The sequence below is a fragment of the Pseudomonas migulae genome, from assembly GCF_043225285.1.
Taxonomy (GTDB): domain Bacteria; phylum Pseudomonadota; class Gammaproteobacteria; order Pseudomonadales; family Pseudomonadaceae; genus Aquipseudomonas; species Aquipseudomonas migulae_C.
The window spans coordinates 6,189,128-6,205,307 of record NZ_CP171224.1 but is presented as its reverse complement, the minus strand read 5'-3'; the positions used below and the strand labels follow the sequence as shown (position 1 = coordinate 6,205,307).

At 61.2% G+C, this 16,180-nt stretch carries 10 protein-coding genes; 8 read left to right on the top strand and 2 right to left on the bottom strand.

Features of this window, described 5'->3' with window-relative positions; genetic code table 11:
• Positions 1–10: 10 nt before the first annotated feature.
• The 3 genes from pepN (at position 11) to ACF6ZU_RS28345 (ending at position 7,304) form a co-directional block, all read left to right on the top strand.
• Positions 11–2,668 (top strand): aminopeptidase N, encoded by a 2,658-nt coding sequence (gene pepN, locus ACF6ZU_RS28355; protein WP_392889153.1) that lies wholly within the window; start codon positions 11–13, stop codon positions 2,666–2,668.
• 1,149 nt (positions 2,669–3,817) lie between these two features.
• The gene (locus ACF6ZU_RS28350) at positions 3,818–4,891 is read left to right on the top strand and encodes a WD40/YVTN/BNR-like repeat-containing protein (RefSeq protein WP_392889152.1); all 1,074 of its coding nucleotides are present in this window, start codon (positions 3,818–3,820) and stop codon (positions 4,889–4,891) included.
• Between the two features lie 28 nt (positions 4,892–4,919).
• Entirely contained in the window at positions 4,920–7,304 is a 2,385-nt protein-coding gene (locus tag ACF6ZU_RS28345) for an RND family transporter (protein ID WP_392889150.1), read from the top strand.
• A gap of 170 nt (positions 7,305–7,474) precedes the next feature.
• Here ACF6ZU_RS28345 and ACF6ZU_RS28340 read toward each other — a convergent pair whose 3' ends face one another.
• Complete coding sequence (locus ACF6ZU_RS28340) at positions 7,475–8,194, bottom strand: FadR/GntR family transcriptional regulator (RefSeq protein ID WP_392889148.1); 720 nt, start codon at positions 8,192–8,194, stop codon at positions 7,475–7,477.
• Positions 8,195–8,391: 197 nt separating this feature from the next.
• Positions 8,392–10,128, bottom strand: coding sequence for an IlvD/Edd family dehydratase (locus ACF6ZU_RS28335; RefSeq protein WP_392889147.1), 1,737 nt, complete (start codon positions 10,126–10,128; stop codon positions 8,392–8,394).
• Positions 10,129–10,322: 194 nt separating this feature from the next.
• On the opposite strand from ACF6ZU_RS28335, the gene ACF6ZU_RS28330 reads away from it, so the two are divergent.
• The 5 genes from ACF6ZU_RS28330 (at position 10,323) to ACF6ZU_RS28310 (ending at position 16,032) form a co-directional block, all read left to right on the top strand.
• On the top strand, positions 10,323–11,645 hold the full coding sequence (locus ACF6ZU_RS28330; protein WP_392889145.1) for an MFS transporter: 1,323 nt from the start codon (positions 10,323–10,325) through the stop codon (positions 11,643–11,645).
• Positions 11,646–11,797: 152 nt separating this feature from the next.
• A complete protein-coding gene (araD1, locus tag ACF6ZU_RS28325) occupies positions 11,798–12,790 on the top strand; it encodes an AraD1 family protein (protein WP_392889143.1) in 993 nt (330 codons plus the stop codon).
• Between the two features lie 10 nt (positions 12,791–12,800).
• Positions 12,801–14,381, top strand: a complete 1,581-nt coding sequence (locus tag ACF6ZU_RS28320; RefSeq protein WP_392889142.1) for an aldehyde dehydrogenase (NADP(+)) — start codon at positions 12,801–12,803, stop codon at positions 14,379–14,381.
• A 192-nt stretch (positions 14,382–14,573) separates the two neighbouring features.
• Positions 14,574–14,870 (top strand): DUF5629 family protein, encoded by a 297-nt coding sequence (locus tag ACF6ZU_RS28315; RefSeq protein WP_392889140.1) that lies wholly within the window; start codon positions 14,574–14,576, stop codon positions 14,868–14,870.
• The gene (locus ACF6ZU_RS28310; RefSeq protein WP_392889138.1) at positions 14,863–16,032 is read left to right on the top strand and encodes a lactonase family protein; all 1,170 of its coding nucleotides are present in this window, start codon (positions 14,863–14,865) and stop codon (positions 16,030–16,032) included. Before ACF6ZU_RS28315 ends, ACF6ZU_RS28310 begins: the two co-directional genes overlap by 8 nt.
• Positions 16,033–16,180 lie beyond the last annotated feature (148 nt).

Genomic DNA, 16,180 nt, shown 5'->3' with positions numbered 1-16,180 from the left:
GGACTCCAGCATGCGCACCGAACAACCGAAGATGATCTATTTGAAAGACTATCAGGCGCCCGAGTACCTGATCGACGAGACGCACCTGACCTTCGAGTTGTTCGAGGACCACAGCCTGGTCCATGCGCAACTGGTGATGCGCCGCAACCCTGAGCGCGGCCCGGGCCTGCCGCCGCTGGTGCTGGATGGCCAGCAACTCGAACTGCTATCGGTGACGCTGGCCGATACTGAATTGAGCGATGCTGACTATCAGCTGACCGAAAATCACCTGACCCTGCACCCGACCAGCACCTCGTTCACGGTCGACACCAGCGTCAGAATCCACCCGGAAACCAATACCGCGCTGGAAGGCCTGTACAAATCCAGCGGCATGTTCTGCACCCAATGCGAGGCCGAAGGCTTCCGCAAGATCACCTATTACCTCGACCGCCCGGACGTGATGAGCAAGTTCACCACCACGGTGGTCGCCGAGCAGCACAGCTATCCGGTGCTGTTGTCGAATGGCAACCCGATTGCCAGCGGGCCTGGCGAAGACGGTCGCCATTGGGCGACGTGGGAAGACCCGTTCATGAAACCGGCGTACCTGTTTGCGCTGGTGGCCGGTGACTTGTGGTGCGTCGAAGACACTTTCACCACCATGACCGAGCGCTCCGTGGCGCTGCGTATTTATGTCGAGCCGGAAAACATCGACAAGTGCCAGCACGCCATGAACAGCCTGAAGAAGTCGATGCGCTGGGATGAGGAAGTCTACGGTCGCGAGTACGACCTGGACATCTTCATGATCGTGGCGGTCAACGACTTCAACATGGGCGCCATGGAGAACAAGGGCCTCAACATCTTCAACTCCAGCGCTGTGCTGGCCCGCGCCGAAACCGCGACCGACGCCGCGCACCAGCGCGTCGAAGCGATCGTCGCCCACGAATACTTCCACAACTGGTCGGGCAACCGCGTGACCTGCCGCGACTGGTTCCAGTTGTCGCTGAAGGAAGGCTTCACCGTGTTCCGGGATTCGGGCTTCTCCGCCGACATGAACTCGGCCACCGTGAAACGCATCCAGGACGTGGCTTACCTGCGCACTCACCAGTTCGCCGAAGACGCCGGCCCGATGGCGCATGCGGTACGCCCGGACAGCTTCATCGAGATTTCCAACTTCTACACCCTGACCGTGTACGAAAAGGGCTCGGAAGTGGTCGGCATGATTCACACCTTGCTCGGCGCCGAAGGCTTCCGTAAAGGCAGCGATCTGTATTTCGAGCGCCATGACGGCCAGGCCGTGACCTGCGACGACTTCATCAAAGCCATGGAAGATGCCAACGGTGTCGACCTGACCCAGTTCAAACGCTGGTACAGCCAGGCCGGCACACCGCGTCTGGCAGTGAGCGAGTCCTACGACGCCGCGGCAAAAACCTACAGCCTGACCTTCCGTCAAAGCTGCCCGGCCACCCCGGACAAAGTTGAAAAACTGCCGTTCGTGATCCCGGTGGAACTCGGCTTGCTGGATTCCAAAGGCGCGGCGATTGCCTTGCGCCTGGCCGGCGAAGCCAGCGCCCAGGGCACTTCGCGGGTGATTTCGGTGACTGAAGCCGAGCAGACCTTCACCTTCGTCGACATCGCTGAACAGCCTTTGCCTTCGTTGCTGCGCGGCTTCTCGGCGCCGGTGAAACTGAGCTTCCCGTACAACCGCGACCAACTGATGTTCCTGATGCAGCACGACAGCGACGGTTTCAATCGCTGGGATGCCGGTCAGCAATTGTCGGTGCAAGTGTTGCAGGAACTGATTGCCCAGCAGCAGAAGGGCGAGGCGCTGGTACTGGATCAACGTCTGGTCTCGGCGTTGCGTACTGTGCTGTCGGACGAGACGCTGGATCAGGCGATGGTCGCGGAAATGCTCTCGCTGCCGGGCGAGGCGTATCTGACGGAAATCAGCGAAACGGCTGACGTCGACGCCATCCACATCGCTCGCGAGTTTGCCCGCAAGCAATTGGCGGAAGGCCTGTTCGAAGCGTTGTGGCTGCGTTACCAGGCCAACCGCGATCTGTCGAAGCAAACCCCATACGTGGCCGAGGCCGAGCATTTTGCCCGTCGCGCGTTGCAGAACATTGCGCTGTCGTACCTGATGCTCAGCGGCAAACCGGAAGTCCTCGCGGCGACGCTTGAGCAGTTCGAGACCAGCGACAACATGACCGAACGCCTGACGGCGCTGGCCGTGCTGGTCAATTCTCCGTACGAAGAAGACAAGGCGCGGGCGCTGGCGAGTTTTGCCGAGCACTTCAAGGACAATCCGCTGGTCATGGATCAGTGGTTCAGCGTTCAGGCGGGCAGCACGCTGCCGGGTGGTCTGGAGCGTGTGCGTCAGTTGATGCAGCACCCGGCGTTCAACATCAAGAACCCGAACAAGGTGCGGGCGCTGGTCGGTGCCTTTGCCGGGCAGAACCTGATCAACTTCCATGCAGCCGATGGCTCGGGTTATCGCTTCCTCGCGGACCTGGTGATCGAACTCAACGGCTTCAACCCGCAAATCGCTTCACGCCAACTGGCGCCGCTGACGCGCTGGCGCAAGTATGACGACGCCCGTCAGGCGTTGATGAAAGGCGAGCTGGAGCGGATTCGTGCTTCGGGCCAGCTGTCCAGCGATGTGTTTGAGGTGGTCAGCAAAAGCCTGGCTTGAGTCTGGCGTTGCTCCTACGAGGTTTACTGCGAACCCTGTAGGAGCCGGCTTGCCGGCGATGGCTATGTGTTGAGTTTTTTGCTGGTGTGCATATCCATTGCTGCGGTAACGGCCACTATTGGTTCCGCTTTTACAGCGGGTTACTTGGAAAAGCGCCAAGTAACCAAGCGCTCTTGCCCCACCACTCGGCACCTCGCCTAGGCTCGGTGTGCCCTCACTCCGGCGTTGCTCCGCGGGTCGCCGCGATGGGCCATCCCTGGCCCAGCGCGGCTAAACCGGCATCCTTGCCGGTTTCCCCGCTGCACAACGCCTGCGTTCGGCCGTCGTGGTTAACGGGGCGCCTCCAATCAAAAACAACCGCGGCGGCCTTCGGGCCGACCTGGGCATCAAGCGGGCGCGCTCCGCTTATTTTTGACTGTGCACATCCTTTTGGCTGACGCCGTTCCCTGTAGGAGCGAGCTTGCTCGCGAAAAACGTCCAGGCAACGCGTTTATTCAGGCTGCCCGCATTATCGTTGACGTCCATCGCGAGCAAGCTCGCTCCTACAGGAGATCGCGCACGACCAAAGAGCCAGGTCGGCCCAAAGGCCGCCTCGGCTTTGATTTTGATCGGAGGCGCCCCGTTAACCACGCTGGCCGCACGCAGGCATTGCGTAGCGGGGAAACCGGCAAGGATGCCGGTTTAGCCGCGCTGGGCCACGGATGGCCCATCGCGGCGACCCGCGGAGCAATGCCGGAGTGCGGGTACACCGAGCCTAGGCGAGGTGCCAAGTGGTGGGGCAAGAGCGCTTTGGTTACTTTCGCGCTTTTCGAAAGTGACTCGCCGTAAGGGCGAAACCAATAGTGGCCGTTACCGCAGAAACGGATATGTACACCACCAACCACCAACCACCAACCACCAACCGCCAAACCCGAATCACCCCACCTAATACCCCATCATTCAGAAAATCCCCATCCCCTCCAGGTTAACAAAACATAACGTGCCGTCGATTGTCAGACGTTTCCAAACCCCGATAGGATAAGCCAGCTTCCGAAGGGGCTCTGGATTGCGGGTTTCAGGACTATGCTCCTAACCATTCAATCCCGATGAGCACCCCTAACGGCGCCCTGAAAGGTTGAACGACCTAACAATAATAAAGGGGGAAGGTCTATGAGTGAGCCTGTCATGGGTGTGGTTATCTGCCGCCCGCCGGCACTGCGCAAATTCGCGTTGCTGGCTACAGCGCTCTCGCTGTTGGGCTGTGCCGTGTTGTCGGCACCGGTGCTTGCCGCCGCGGCGCCAGCATCCGACGTTGTTTATTCCATTGAATCCGCCAAGGCCAGCAAAAGCCTGATGCTCGACGTCGTGCACGCCGGCAAGCGTCTGGTAGCGGTCGGTGATCGCGGACACATTCTGTATTCCGACGACCAGGGCGTGACCTGGACCCAGGCCAAGGTGCCCTCCCGGCAACTGCTGACCTCGGTCTATTTTGTCGACGACAAACACGGCTGGGCGGTCGGCCATGACGCACAGATCCTCGCGAGCGAGGACGGCGGCGTCACCTGGACCAAGCAATTCGAAGACCTGAAACGCGAATCGCCGCTGCTCGACGTCTGGTTTCAGGACGTCAGCAACGGCTTTGCCGTGGGCGCCTACGGTTCGCTGATGGCCACCACCGACGGTGGCAAGACCTGGGAAGACGCCAGCGACCGCCTGGACAACGAAGACCAGTACCACCTCAACGCCATCGCTGCCGTCAAGGATGCCGGCCTGTTCATCGTCGGCGAGCAGGGCAGCATGTTCCGCTCCGCCGACTGGGGCCAGACCTGGGAAAAGCTTGAAGGCCCGTACGAAGGTTCGTTGTTCGGTGTGATCGGCACGGCTCAGGCCAATACGCTGCTGGCCTACGGTCTGCGCGGCAACCTGTTTCGCTCCACCGACTTCGGCAGCACCTGGGAACCGGTCGAGCTCAAGGCGGCTCGCGGGGCACTGGAGTTTGGCCTGTCCGGTGCCACGCTGCTCGACGACGGAACCATCGTGATCGTCGGCAACGGCGGTTCGGTGGTCCGCAGCAACGATAACGGCGAAACCTTCAGCGTGTTCAACCGTCCGGATCGCATTTCCGTCTCGGCAGTGACTGCGGCGGGCGATGGCAATCTGGTGCTGGCAGGACAGGGCGGCGTTCGCGTCACCTCGCCAAACGGTGCCGGTGCAGAGAATGGAAAAAACGGGTCGTCCAAATGAGCCGGGCAAATAATAAGAAGGCGGGTCTATGACATCCTTGAGCAGCCATCACCAAGACAAGGCGACGTTTCTTGAACGCCTGATTTTCAACAACCGCCCGGCAGTGATCACCATCTGCCTGCTGGTCAGTATTTTTCTGTTCTGGCAGGCGACGCTGATCCGGCCGTCCACCAGCTTCGAGAAGATGATCCCGCTGGAGCATCCCTTCATTCAAAAGATGATGGAGCACCGCAACGATCTGGCGAACCTGGGCAACACCGTGCGGATCTCGGTGGAAGCCACCGACGGCGACATCTTCTCCAAGGAATACATGGAGACCCTGCGCCAGATCAACGACGAGGTTTTCTACATTTCCGGCGTCGACCGTTCCGGCCTCAAGTCGCTGTGGAGTCCGAGCGTACGCTGGACCGAAGTGACGGAGGAAGGCTTTGCCGGCGGTGAAGTGATCCCGCAGAGCTATAACGGCTCGCAGGAGAGCCTCGATCTGCTGCGTAATAACGTGCTCAAGTCCGGTCAGGTCGGGCGTCTGGTGGCCAACGACTTCAAGTCGAGCATCGTCGATATCCCGCTGCTGGAGTCCTACCCGGATCCGCAGGACCAGGGCAAATTGCTGGCGCTGGACTACCGCAAGTTCTCCCACGAGCTGGAAGAAAAGATCCGCGACAAGTTTGAAAAACAGAACCCCAATGTGCAGATCCACATCGTCGGTTTCGCCAAGAAAGTCGGCGATCTGATCGACGGCCTGGTGATGGTGGTGATGTTCTTCGGTGTTGCCTTCGTCATCACCCTGATTCTGCTGTACTGGTTCACCAACTGCATGCGCAGCACCGTGGCGGTCTTGACCACGACGCTGGTGGCGGTGGTCTGGCAGCTCGGGTTGATGCACTTCTTTGGCTTCGGGCTTGATCCGTATTCAATGCTGGTGCCGTTCCTGATCTTCGCCATCGGTATTTCCCACGGCGTCCAGAAGATCAACGGTATTGCCTTGCAATCCAGTGAGGCCGACAACGCGTTGACCGCGGCGCGGCGCACCTTCCGCCAGTTGTTCCTGCCGGGGATGATCGCGATCCTGGCGGATGCGGTGGGCTTCATCACGCTGCTGATCATCGACATCGGCGTGATTCGCGAACTCGCTATCGGCGCGTCCATCGGCGTGGCGGTGATCGTGTTCACCAACCTTATCCTGCTGCCGGTGGCCATTTCCTATGCCGGCATCAGCAAGCGCGCGATCGAGCGCAGCAAGAAAGACGCGCACCGCGAACACCCGTTCTGGCGCCTGCTGTCGAACTTTGCCAGCCCGAAAGTTGCACCGGTATCGATCGTCCTGGCCCTGCTGGCCTTCGGTGGCGGCCTCTGGTACAGCCAGAACCTGAAAATCGGCGACCTCGACCAGGGCGCTCCTGAGCTGCGTCCGGATTCGCGCTACAACAAGGACAACAACTTCATCATCAGCAACTACTCCACCAGTTCCGATGTGTTGGTGGTGATGGTGAAGACCAAGTCTGAAGGCTGCTCGCGCTACGAGGCCATGGCGCCGATCGACGAGCTGATGTGGAAGATGCAGAACACCGAGGGCGTGCAATCGGCGATCTCGCTGGTGACCGTGTCCAAGCAGATGATCAAGGGCATGAACGAGGGCAACCTGAAATGGGAAACCCTGTCGCGCAACCCGGACGTGCTGAACAACTCCATTGCCCGGGCTGACGGCCTGTACAACAACAGTTGCTCCCTCGCACCGGTGCTGGTGTTCCTCAACGATCACAAGGCGGCAACGCTGGACCGCGCGGTACACGCCGTGCAGGACTTCGCCAAGGAGAACAACAAGGAAGGCCTGGAATTCATCCTCGCTGCGGGTAACGCCGGTATCGAGGCGGCCACCAACGAGGTGATCAAGGAATCCGAGCTGACCATCCTGATCCTGGTCTACATCTGCGTCGCAACCATGTGCATGATCACCTTCCGTTCCTGGGCGGCGACCTTGTGCATCGTGCTGCCGCTGGTCCTGACCTCGGTGCTCGGCAACGCCCTGATGGCGTTCATGGGCATCGGTGTGAAAGTCGCGACCCTGCCAGTGGTGGCGTTGGGTGTGGGGATTGGCGTGGACTACGGCATCTACATCTACAGCCGCCTGGAAAGTTTCCTGCGTGCCGGCCTGCCGTTGCAGGAAGCCTATTACCAGACGCTGAAATCCACCGGTAAAGCGGTGCTGTTCACCGGCCTGTGCCTGGCGATCGGCGTGTGCACCTGGATCTTCTCGGCCATCAAGTTCCAGGCCGACATGGGGCTGATGCTGACCTTCATGCTGCTGTGGAACATGTTCGGTGCACTGTGGCTGCTGCCGGCACTGGCGCGGTTCCTGATCAAGCCGGAGAAACTGGCGGGGCAGAAGGGCAATTCGCTGTTCGCTCACTGATCCTTGGCAGAAACGAAAAAGCCGCAACCCGGGTTGCGGCTTTTTTATTCCTCAATGTTCACACGATCCCCTGTAGGAGCCAGCTTGCTGGCGATGGCGGCATGTCAGCCACATTAATGCCGACTGACACACCGCCATCGCCAGCAAGCTGGCTCCTACAAGGATTGCGTTTAGGCGGGATCGGTGCCGAGCACCACGTTCAGCGCACTGCGCGCATCATCCAGTTGCACCAACGTGGCATGCCGCGCACCCAGCGCATCACGGTTCTCGATCGCGGTCAGAATGGCCTTGTGTCGCGGTAGCGCCAGTTCATGCAGGTTCGGTCGCTGGTTGGAATGCTTCAACGCTTCGGCAATCGCCACTGACAGCATGTTGCACAGGTTCGCCAACAGGTCGTTGTGGGTGGCATCGGCGATGCGGCTGTGGAAATCCAGGTCGGGTTGCAACAGCGCTTCAGGGGTCGGTGCGGCTTCCATGCGTTGGTAGGCTTCACCGATGGAGGCGATGTCGGCATCCGTGGCGAACTGCGCCGCCAGGGCCGCCGCTGCCGGTTCGATGATGCTGCGCACGCTGGTAAGCAGGTCGAAGAACTGGTTTTGCGGGCTGCTTTGCATCAACCAGTGCAGCACATCCGGGTCGAGCATGTGCCATTCCTTGCGCTGCTTGACCACCGTGCCGACCCGCGGACGGGAATACACCAGGCCTTTGGCGACCAGCACCCGCGTGGCTTCGCGCAGCACCGGCCGGCTGACCGCGTACTCCTCGCACAACAGGGCTTCGGCGGGCAGCTTGTCGTCCGGTTTGAAGCGACCCGAAACGATCTGCATCCCCAGTTCCTGGACGATGCGCGAATGCATGCTTTTGCGGTCGGAGGGTTTGCGGTAATCCATGGGGAACGGCGCGATCCTGTGCGATGGAGATGCCGCGCATCATAACAGGCGCGGCGAGGACGGTCGCCAGAGCAAGCAATCCGGAATTCTATGAAGACCAATTGTAGGAGCCAGCTTGCTGGCGATGGTGGGCCAGGCACCGTTGTGTCGACTGACACGCCATCGCCAGCAAGCTGCCTCCTACAAGGATTGCAGGGTTAGTGAGAGTGGCGCGGTACTTCGGAACCGCGGCAGCCGACCAGGAAGTCGAAATCGCAGCCCTGGTCCGCCTGCAGTACATGGTCGATGTACAGCTGGCGATAGCCGCCGACGATCAGGTTTTGCGGCGGTTGCAGGTCCGCCATGCGCGCCGCCAGTTCCGCATCCGGAATGTCCAGGTGCAGACGCCCGTTAGCGCAATCCAGCTCAATCCAGTCGCCTTCCTTCACCGTCGCTAAAGGTCCGCCCGCTGCCGCTTCCGGTGCGACATGCAAAACCACCGTGCCGTAGGCCGTGCCGCTCATGCGCGCATCGGAAATCCGCACCATGTCGGTCACGCCTTGCGCCAGCAGTTTGGCCGGCAGGCCCATGTTGCCGACTTCGGCCATGCCCGGATAACCCTTCGGCCCGCAGTTCTTCATGACCAGAATCGAGTTGGCATCCACGTCCAGTTCGGGATCGTTGATCCGAGCCTTGTACATGTCGAAGTTCTCGAACACCACCGCGCGACCGCGATGCTGCATCAGTTCGGCGCTGGCGGCTGAAGGCTTGAGCACGGCACCCAGCGGCGCCAGGTTGCCGCGCAACACGCAGATGCCGCCGTCGGCGCGGATCGGGTTGTCGAGGGTGCGGATCACTTCATCCTGGCCGTAGATCGGTGCGTCCTTGGTGTTCTCGCCGAGGCTCTTGCCGTTGACGGTCAAGGCGTTCGGGTTAGGAATCAGGTTGGCTTCGCCGAGGCGGCGCAACACCGCGGGCAAGCCACCGGCGTAGTAGAACTCTTCCATCAGGAAGCGCCCCGACGGTTGCAGGTCGACGATGGTCGGCATGCCGCGACCGATGCGGGTCCAGTCGTCCAGGTCCAGCTCGACGCCGATACGCCCGGCGATGGCTTTCAAATGGATCACGGCGTTGGTCGAACCGCCAATGGCCGCGTTCACCCGAATGGCGTTTTCGAAGGCTTCCTTGGTGAGGATCTTCGACAGTCGCAGGTCTTCGCGAACCATCTCTACCGCACGCATGCCGGACATGTGCGCCAACACATAACGGCGCGCATCCACGGCTGGAATCGCGGCGTTATGGGGCAGGGAAGTGCCGAGCGCTTCAGCCATGCAGGCCATGGTCGACGCCGTGCCCATGGTGTTGCAGGTGCCGGCCGAACGGGACATGCCACCCTCGGCGGCAAGGAAATCATCTATGGTGATGGTGCCGGCCTTGACCTGTTCGCTGAGCTGCCAGACCACCGTGCCCGAGCCAATGTCCTGGCCCTTGTGCTTGCCGTTGAGCATCGGCCCGCCGGTGACGACGATCGCCGGCACGTCGCAACTGGCGGCGCCCATCAACAGGGCTGGGGTGGTTTTATCGCAACCGGTCAGCAGGACAACGCCATCGATCGGGTTACCGCGAATCGCTTCTTCAACGTCCATGCTCGCCAGGTTGCGGGTGAGCATGGCGGTCGGGCGCAGGTTCGATTCGCCGTTGGAGAACACCGGGAATTCCACCGGAAAGCCACCGGCTTCGATCACGCCGCGTTTGACGTGCTCGGCGATCTGGCGGAAATGCGCGTTGCACGGAGTCAGTTCCGACCAGGTGTTGCAGATGCCGATGATCGGCTTGCCGTGGAACTGGTGGTCGGCGATGCCCTGATTCTTCATCCAGCTGCGGTACATGAAGCCGTTCTTGTCGGCCGTGCCAAACCATTGGGCGGAGCGCAGGGTGGGTTTCTTATCAGACATGATCGATTCTCTTATTGTATGACTATATTGTTCGAGCTGTGGCTTAACATAAGCGCAAATTCGCCTATTTGGAAGTCTTGCTCGCTTAAATAGTAATACTATATAGTCGGTTTCAACGGAGGGATGGCCCTGGCGGCTTTCTGCGAGAGGCGTCCCCCGAGGTTCTATAACAACAACAATCGGAGACCGATCTCATGAGCCAGGAACTGCGGCTAATACGTCGCATCACGCTGAAACTGATTCCCTTCCTGATCCTGCTGTACCTGATCGCCTATGTGGATCGCTCCGCCGTAGGCTTCGCCAAGCTGCACATGGGTGCCGACATCGGTATCGGCGATGCGGCCTACGGCCTCGGTGCCGGGCTGTTCTTCATTGGTTACTTCCTGCTGGAAATCCCCAGCAACCTGATGCTCGAACGCTTCGGCGCGCGGCGCTGGTTCGCGCGGATCATGGTCACGTGGGGCGCCATCACCATCGGCATGGCCTTCGTTCAGGGGCCGCACAGCTTCTACGTGATGCGCTTTCTGCTGGGCGCGGCCGAAGCCGGGTTCTTCCCGGGCGTCCTGTACTACATCACCCAATGGTTCCCGGTTCGCCATCGCGGCAAGATCCTCGGCCTGTTCATCCTGTCCCAACCGATCGCCATGCTGATCACCGGCCCGGTGTCCGGCGGTCTGCTCGGTATGGACGGGATCCTCGGTTTGCATGGCTGGCAGTGGCTGTTCATCGTCATCGGTACCCCGGCGATTCTGCTGACCTGGCCGGTGCTGCGCTGGTTGCCTGATGGCCCGCAACAGGTGAAATGGATGGACCAGACGGAGAAAGACTGGCTGGCCGGCGAGCTGAAAAAGGACCTGGAGGAGTACGGCCAGACCCGTCACGGCAACCCGCTGCACGCACTCAAGGACAAACGCGTGCTGTTGCTGGCGCTGTTCTATCTGCCGGTGACCCTGAGCATCTATGGCCTGGGCCTGTGGTTGCCGACGCTGATCAAGCAGTTCGGCGGCACCGACCTGGTCACCGGTTTCGTGTCCTCGGTGCCGTACATTTTCGGGATCATCGGCTTGCTGATCATTCCGCGCAGTTCCGACCGTTTGAACGATCGCTACGGACATCTGGCGGTGCTTTACGTACTGGGCGCCATCGGCCTGTTCTTCAGCGCATGGCTGACCGTGCCGGTGTTGCAACTGGCGGCGTTGTGCCTGGTGGCGTTCGCGCTGTTTTCCTGCACGGCGGTGTTCTGGACCTTGCCGGGGCGCTTCTTTGCCGGTGCCAGCGCGGCGGCGGGCATTGCGTTGATCAACTCGGTGGGCAACCTCGGGGGTTACATCGGTCCATTCGTGATCGGCGCGCTGAAGGAATACACCGGGAACCTGGCGTCGGGGCTGTATTTCCTTTCCGGCGTGATGGTGTTCGGGTTGGTTTTGACTGGCGTGGTGTATCGGTTGCTGGAGCGCAAGCATGTGCTGCCGGCGGATCAGTTTGCCGCCAGTGCACGCGGCGCAACCCGTACCTGAGGATTCGCAACAATCAACTGTGGGAGCGAGCCTGCTCGCGATGACGGTCTGATATTCAATATTGATGTCGGACTGATCGGCCTCATCGCGAGCAGGCTCGCTCCTACATTGGTTCTGCGGTGTTTTTGAGATTTGCTTTGAGGAGAAAATCCATGCGTTTGGTTCAATTCGAATTGGTTAACGGCGAGCGCCGGGTTGGCGTGGTCGAGGACGGTCTGGTCCGTGAAGTCCAGGACGCGCGCACGGTGCGCGATCTGGCGCTGGCGGCGATCGAGGCCGGGGTGAATCTGCAGCAACAGGTACAAGCGCTGGGCCTCGGCGTCAGCCATGACTACGCCGAACTGCTGGCCAAACTGCGCATCCTGCCGCCTCTGGACCATCCGGACCCGGCGCACATGCTGGTCAGCGGCACCGGCCTGACCCACCTGGGCAGCGCCTCGGCGCGGGACAAGATGCACCAGCAAGCCGGTGACGAAGCCGCGATGACCGACACCATGCGCATCTTCAAATGGGGCGTGGAGGGCGGCAAACCGGCAGCGGGGCAGGCCGGTGTGCAACCGGAATGGTTCTACAAAGGTGACGGCAGCATCGTCGTGCGTCCGGGCCAACCGTTCCCGTTGCCACCCTTCGCCGAAGACGCCGGGGAAGAGCCCGAGCTCAGCGGCCTGTATGTCATCGGCCACGACGGCAAGCCGTATCGCCTCGGTTTTGCGGTAGGCAACGAGTTCTCCGACCACGTCATGGAGCGTAAGAACTACCTGTACCTGGCGCATTCGAAATTGCGCAGTTGCAGTTACGGGCCTGAACTTCGGGTCGGTGAATTGCCTCAACATCTGGCGGGCACCAGCCGCATCCTGCGCGATGGTGAAGTGCTGTGGCAGAACGAGTTCCTCAGCGGCGAGGCCAACATGTGCCACAGCCTGGAGAACCTCGAGTACCACCATTTCAAATACAGCCAGTTCCTGCGTCCGGGGGACGTGCACATTCACTTTTTCGGCACCGCGACCCTGTCGTTTGCCGACGGCATCCGCACCCAACCGGGCGATGTGTTCGAGATCAGCCAGGCCGAGTTCGGCGCGCCATTGATCAACGGTATTGCACCGGTTGCAGCGGCGTTCGAGCCCGGCACCATCGGAACTCTCTAAGGAAACCACCATGACCCGGATACTTGGCCACAACTACATCGGCGGCCAGCGCAGCGCTGCCGGCACCGTCAAGCTGCACAGCGTCGACGCCAGCACCGGCGAAGCGTTGCCGCACGATTTCTACCAGGCTACGCCGGAAGAAGTGGACGCCGCCGCACAGGCCGCCGCCGGCGCTTACCCGGTTTATCGCAGCCTCAGCGCTGAACGCCGGGCGCAATTTCTCGACGCGATTGCCGATGAACTGGACGCGCTGGGCGACGAGTTTGTCGCCGTGGTCTGCCGCGAAACCGCGTTGCCGGCGGCGCGCATTCAAGGCGAGCGCGGTCGCACCAGCGGCCAGATGCGCCTGTTTGCCAAAGTCCTGCGTCGCGGCGATTTTTATGGCGCGCGAATCGACCACGCATTGCCGGATCGCCAGCCTTTGCCGCGTCCCGACTTGCGTCAGTACCGCATCGGCCTCGGCCCGGTGGCGGTGTTCGGCGCGAGCAACTTCCCGCTGGCCTTTTCCACGGCGGGCGGCGACACCGCCTCCGCGCTGGCTGCCGGTTGCCCGGTAGTGTTCAAGGCACACAGCGGTCACATGGCCACGGCCGAGCAGGTCGCCGATGCGATCCTCCGTGCCGCGGAAAAAACCGGCATGCCCGCAGGCGTGTTCAACATGATTTACGGCGCTGGCGTCGGTGAAGCGCTGGTCAAGCACCCGGCGATCCAGGCGGTCGGTTTTACCGGTTCGCTCAAGGGCGGCCGCGCGTTGTGTGACATGGCCGCCGCACGGCCGCAACCGATCCCGGTGTTCGCCGAGATGTCGAGCATCAACCCGGTGATCGTTTTGCCGCAGGCGCTGCAAGCCCGAACGGAAACCATCGCCCGTGAGCTGACCGCTTCGGTGGTTCAGGGTTGTGGCCAGTTCTGCACCAACCCTGGCCTGGTGATCGGCATTCGCTCGCCGCAGTTCAGCGCCTTCGTGCAGCAAGTGGCGGGGCTGATTAACGATCAGCCGGCGCAAACCATGCTCAATGCCGGGACGTTGAGCAGCTATGGCAAAGGCTTGCAGAAACTGCTCGCTCATCCGGGCGTGACCCATCTGGCCGGCAACCCGCAGCAGGGCAATCAGGCCCAGCCGCAGTTGTTCAAGGCCGATGTCAGCCTGTTGATCGACGGCGATGCGGTGCTGCAGGAAGAAGTGTTCGGCCCGACCACGGTGTTTGTCGAAGTGGCGGATCAGGCGCAACTCACGGCGGCGTTGAGCGGGCTGCACGGGCAACTGACGGCGACGATCATTGGCGAACCGGCCGACTTCAACCTGTTCAGCGAGCTGACGGCGTTGCTGGAACAGAAGGTCGGGCGGATCCTGCTCAATGGCTATCCCACCGGTGTCGAGGTCTGCGATTCGATGGTGCATGGCGGCCCGTACCCGGCAACCTCCGATGCGCGGGGCACATCGGTCGGCACGCTGGCGATCGACCGCTTCCTGCGGCCGGTGTGTTTCCAGAACTACCCCGACAGCTTGCTGCCGGATGCGCTGAAGAATGGCAACCCGCTGCGGATCCAGCGGCTGGTGGACGGGCAGCCGTCGCGTGAAGCCCTCTAACAGCACGCATATCCTCCTGTAGGAGCCAGCTTGCTGGCGATGGAGTTTCAGGCGCCGCTTCGTCACTGACACTCCATCGCCAGCAAGCTGGCTCCTACAGTGAACCGTGTTGTGTGGGCGTTTTGTGTCCGGCAATGAGCCGCCGCCACATTGCGCTATCATTGCGTCTTTCCCCTTCAAAGATTGACTGCCATGACTGCCCCAAGCGACACCCTGCTCAACGCCCTCGAACACTGCGGAATGGTAGAAATCGACGGGCTGCACGCCTTCGAATTCGCCCTCGATGAGGAAGACAACCTGCACATCGAATGCATGGATGGCCGAAACGCGCTGCACTGGGAATTCACGCCCGCGCAGATCCAGGCGGCGACCTTCGACACCACATTGCAGAGCTGGTTGATCAAGGACGATGGCGGCGAACACCGCCTTGTCTGCCTCGGCGATGTCGTCAGCGGTGACAACGAAGACGACGAGCAAGAGGATGCGTAACCTCTGGCCGCTGTTGATCGCCGGCAGCATTGGCGCGATGGGTGTGCAGGTCGCATCCGCCGACGACTATCAATTGCTGGTGGGGTCCTACACCGCCGGGCAAAGCCAAGGCATTTACCGGCTGAAATTCGACAGCGCCAGCGGCCAGATCGATGCCAAGCCGTTGCAAGTGGTCAAGAGTGAAAACCCGTCCTGGCTGACGGTCTCCAGGGACCAGCAGCATCTGTTCGTGGTCAACGAAAACGGCCCTGGACAGCACGATCCGGTGGGGCGCGTCAGCAGTTATGCGATCGATCCGAAAACCCGTGAACTGAGCCTGATCAATCAGGTGCAGAGCCTGGGCAACGAGCCGACGCATTCGAGCCTCAGCGGCGATGCCAGCCACCTGTTCGTCAGCAATTACTCGGTGTCCGAAGATCCAGGCGGCACGCTGGCAGTGTTGCCGGTGGGCGCCGATGGCAGGCTCAAATCCGTGGTGCAGCTGAGCAGTCATCCGTCCAGCCGGGTCAATCCCGAGCGGCAGATGTCGGCGCACGTGCATTCGACGGTGTCCTCGCCGGATGGCCGGTTCGTGTTTTCCAGCGACCTGGGTGCGGACAAGGTCTTCGTCTATCGCTTCGATCCGAAGGCCAATCCGGACTTGCCGCTGGTGGCCGCCACGCCAGCCTCCGTGCAGTTGCCGCCCGGCAGTGGCCCCCGGCATTTACTGTTCAGCGCCGATGGCAAACATGCCTGGCTGACCATGGAAATGAGCGCGCAGGTCGCGGTATTCGATTACCGGGACGGCACGCTGGAGCAAACGCAGCTGGTCGATCTTGCTGCCGGGCAACCGGTGGCGGACAAGGCCGCGGGTGCATTGCATGCCTCAACGGATGGAAAGTTCCTCTACGTCAGCAACCGTGGCACCGCCAATCAACTCCTGGTGTTTGCCATCGACCCGGTTACCGGCCATCTCAAGGAACTGCAGCGCCGTTCAGTAGAAGGTGATCACCCGCGCGAGTTCAGCCTCGACCCGAGTGGCCGGTTCCTGCTGATCGCCAACCAGAAGAGCAACCAGATTGTCGTGCTCGAACGCGATCCCAAGAGCGGCCTGCTGGGTAAAACCGTGCAGAAACTGCCGATGGATGCCCCGAGCGATGTGAAATTCCTGGTGCGTCAATAGGCCGCAGGCCCCGGTTGATGGGGCCTGCATCCTTCTATTAATGACGCTGATATCTGCTAATGCTACAAAAGATTTCAAGGTGTCAGTCTTGGCAGTTAAGTTTGCTTCACGGCCCCACCGGGCAAGCAAGCCAACTGAATCCGAGGAA

Bases quoted from the DNA above. Each gene is read 5' to 3' on its own strand.
- pepN (WP_392889153.1), top strand. From the start codon at position 11: ATGCGCACCGAACAACCGAAGATGATCTATTTGAAAGACTATCAGGCG.
- ACF6ZU_RS28350 (WP_392889152.1), top strand. From the start codon at position 3,818: ATGAGTGAGCCTGTCATGGGTGTGGTTATCTGCCGCCCGCCGGCACTG.
- ACF6ZU_RS28345 (WP_392889150.1), top strand. From the start codon at position 4,920: ATGACATCCTTGAGCAGCCATCACCAAGACAAGGCGACGTTTCTTGAA.
- ACF6ZU_RS28340 (WP_392889148.1), bottom strand. From the start codon at position 8,194: ATGGATTACCGCAAACCCTCCGACCGCAAAAGCATGCATTCGCGCATC.
- ACF6ZU_RS28335 (WP_392889147.1), bottom strand. From the start codon at position 10,128: ATGTCTGATAAGAAACCCACCCTGCGCTCCGCCCAATGGTTTGGCACG.
- ACF6ZU_RS28330 (WP_392889145.1), top strand. From the start codon at position 10,323: ATGAGCCAGGAACTGCGGCTAATACGTCGCATCACGCTGAAACTGATT.
- araD1 (WP_392889143.1), top strand. From the start codon at position 11,798: ATGCGTTTGGTTCAATTCGAATTGGTTAACGGCGAGCGCCGGGTTGGC.
- ACF6ZU_RS28320 (WP_392889142.1), top strand. From the start codon at position 12,801: ATGACCCGGATACTTGGCCACAACTACATCGGCGGCCAGCGCAGCGCT.
- ACF6ZU_RS28315 (WP_392889140.1), top strand. From the start codon at position 14,574: ATGACTGCCCCAAGCGACACCCTGCTCAACGCCCTCGAACACTGCGGA.
- ACF6ZU_RS28310 (WP_392889138.1), top strand. From the start codon at position 14,863: ATGCGTAACCTCTGGCCGCTGTTGATCGCCGGCAGCATTGGCGCGATG.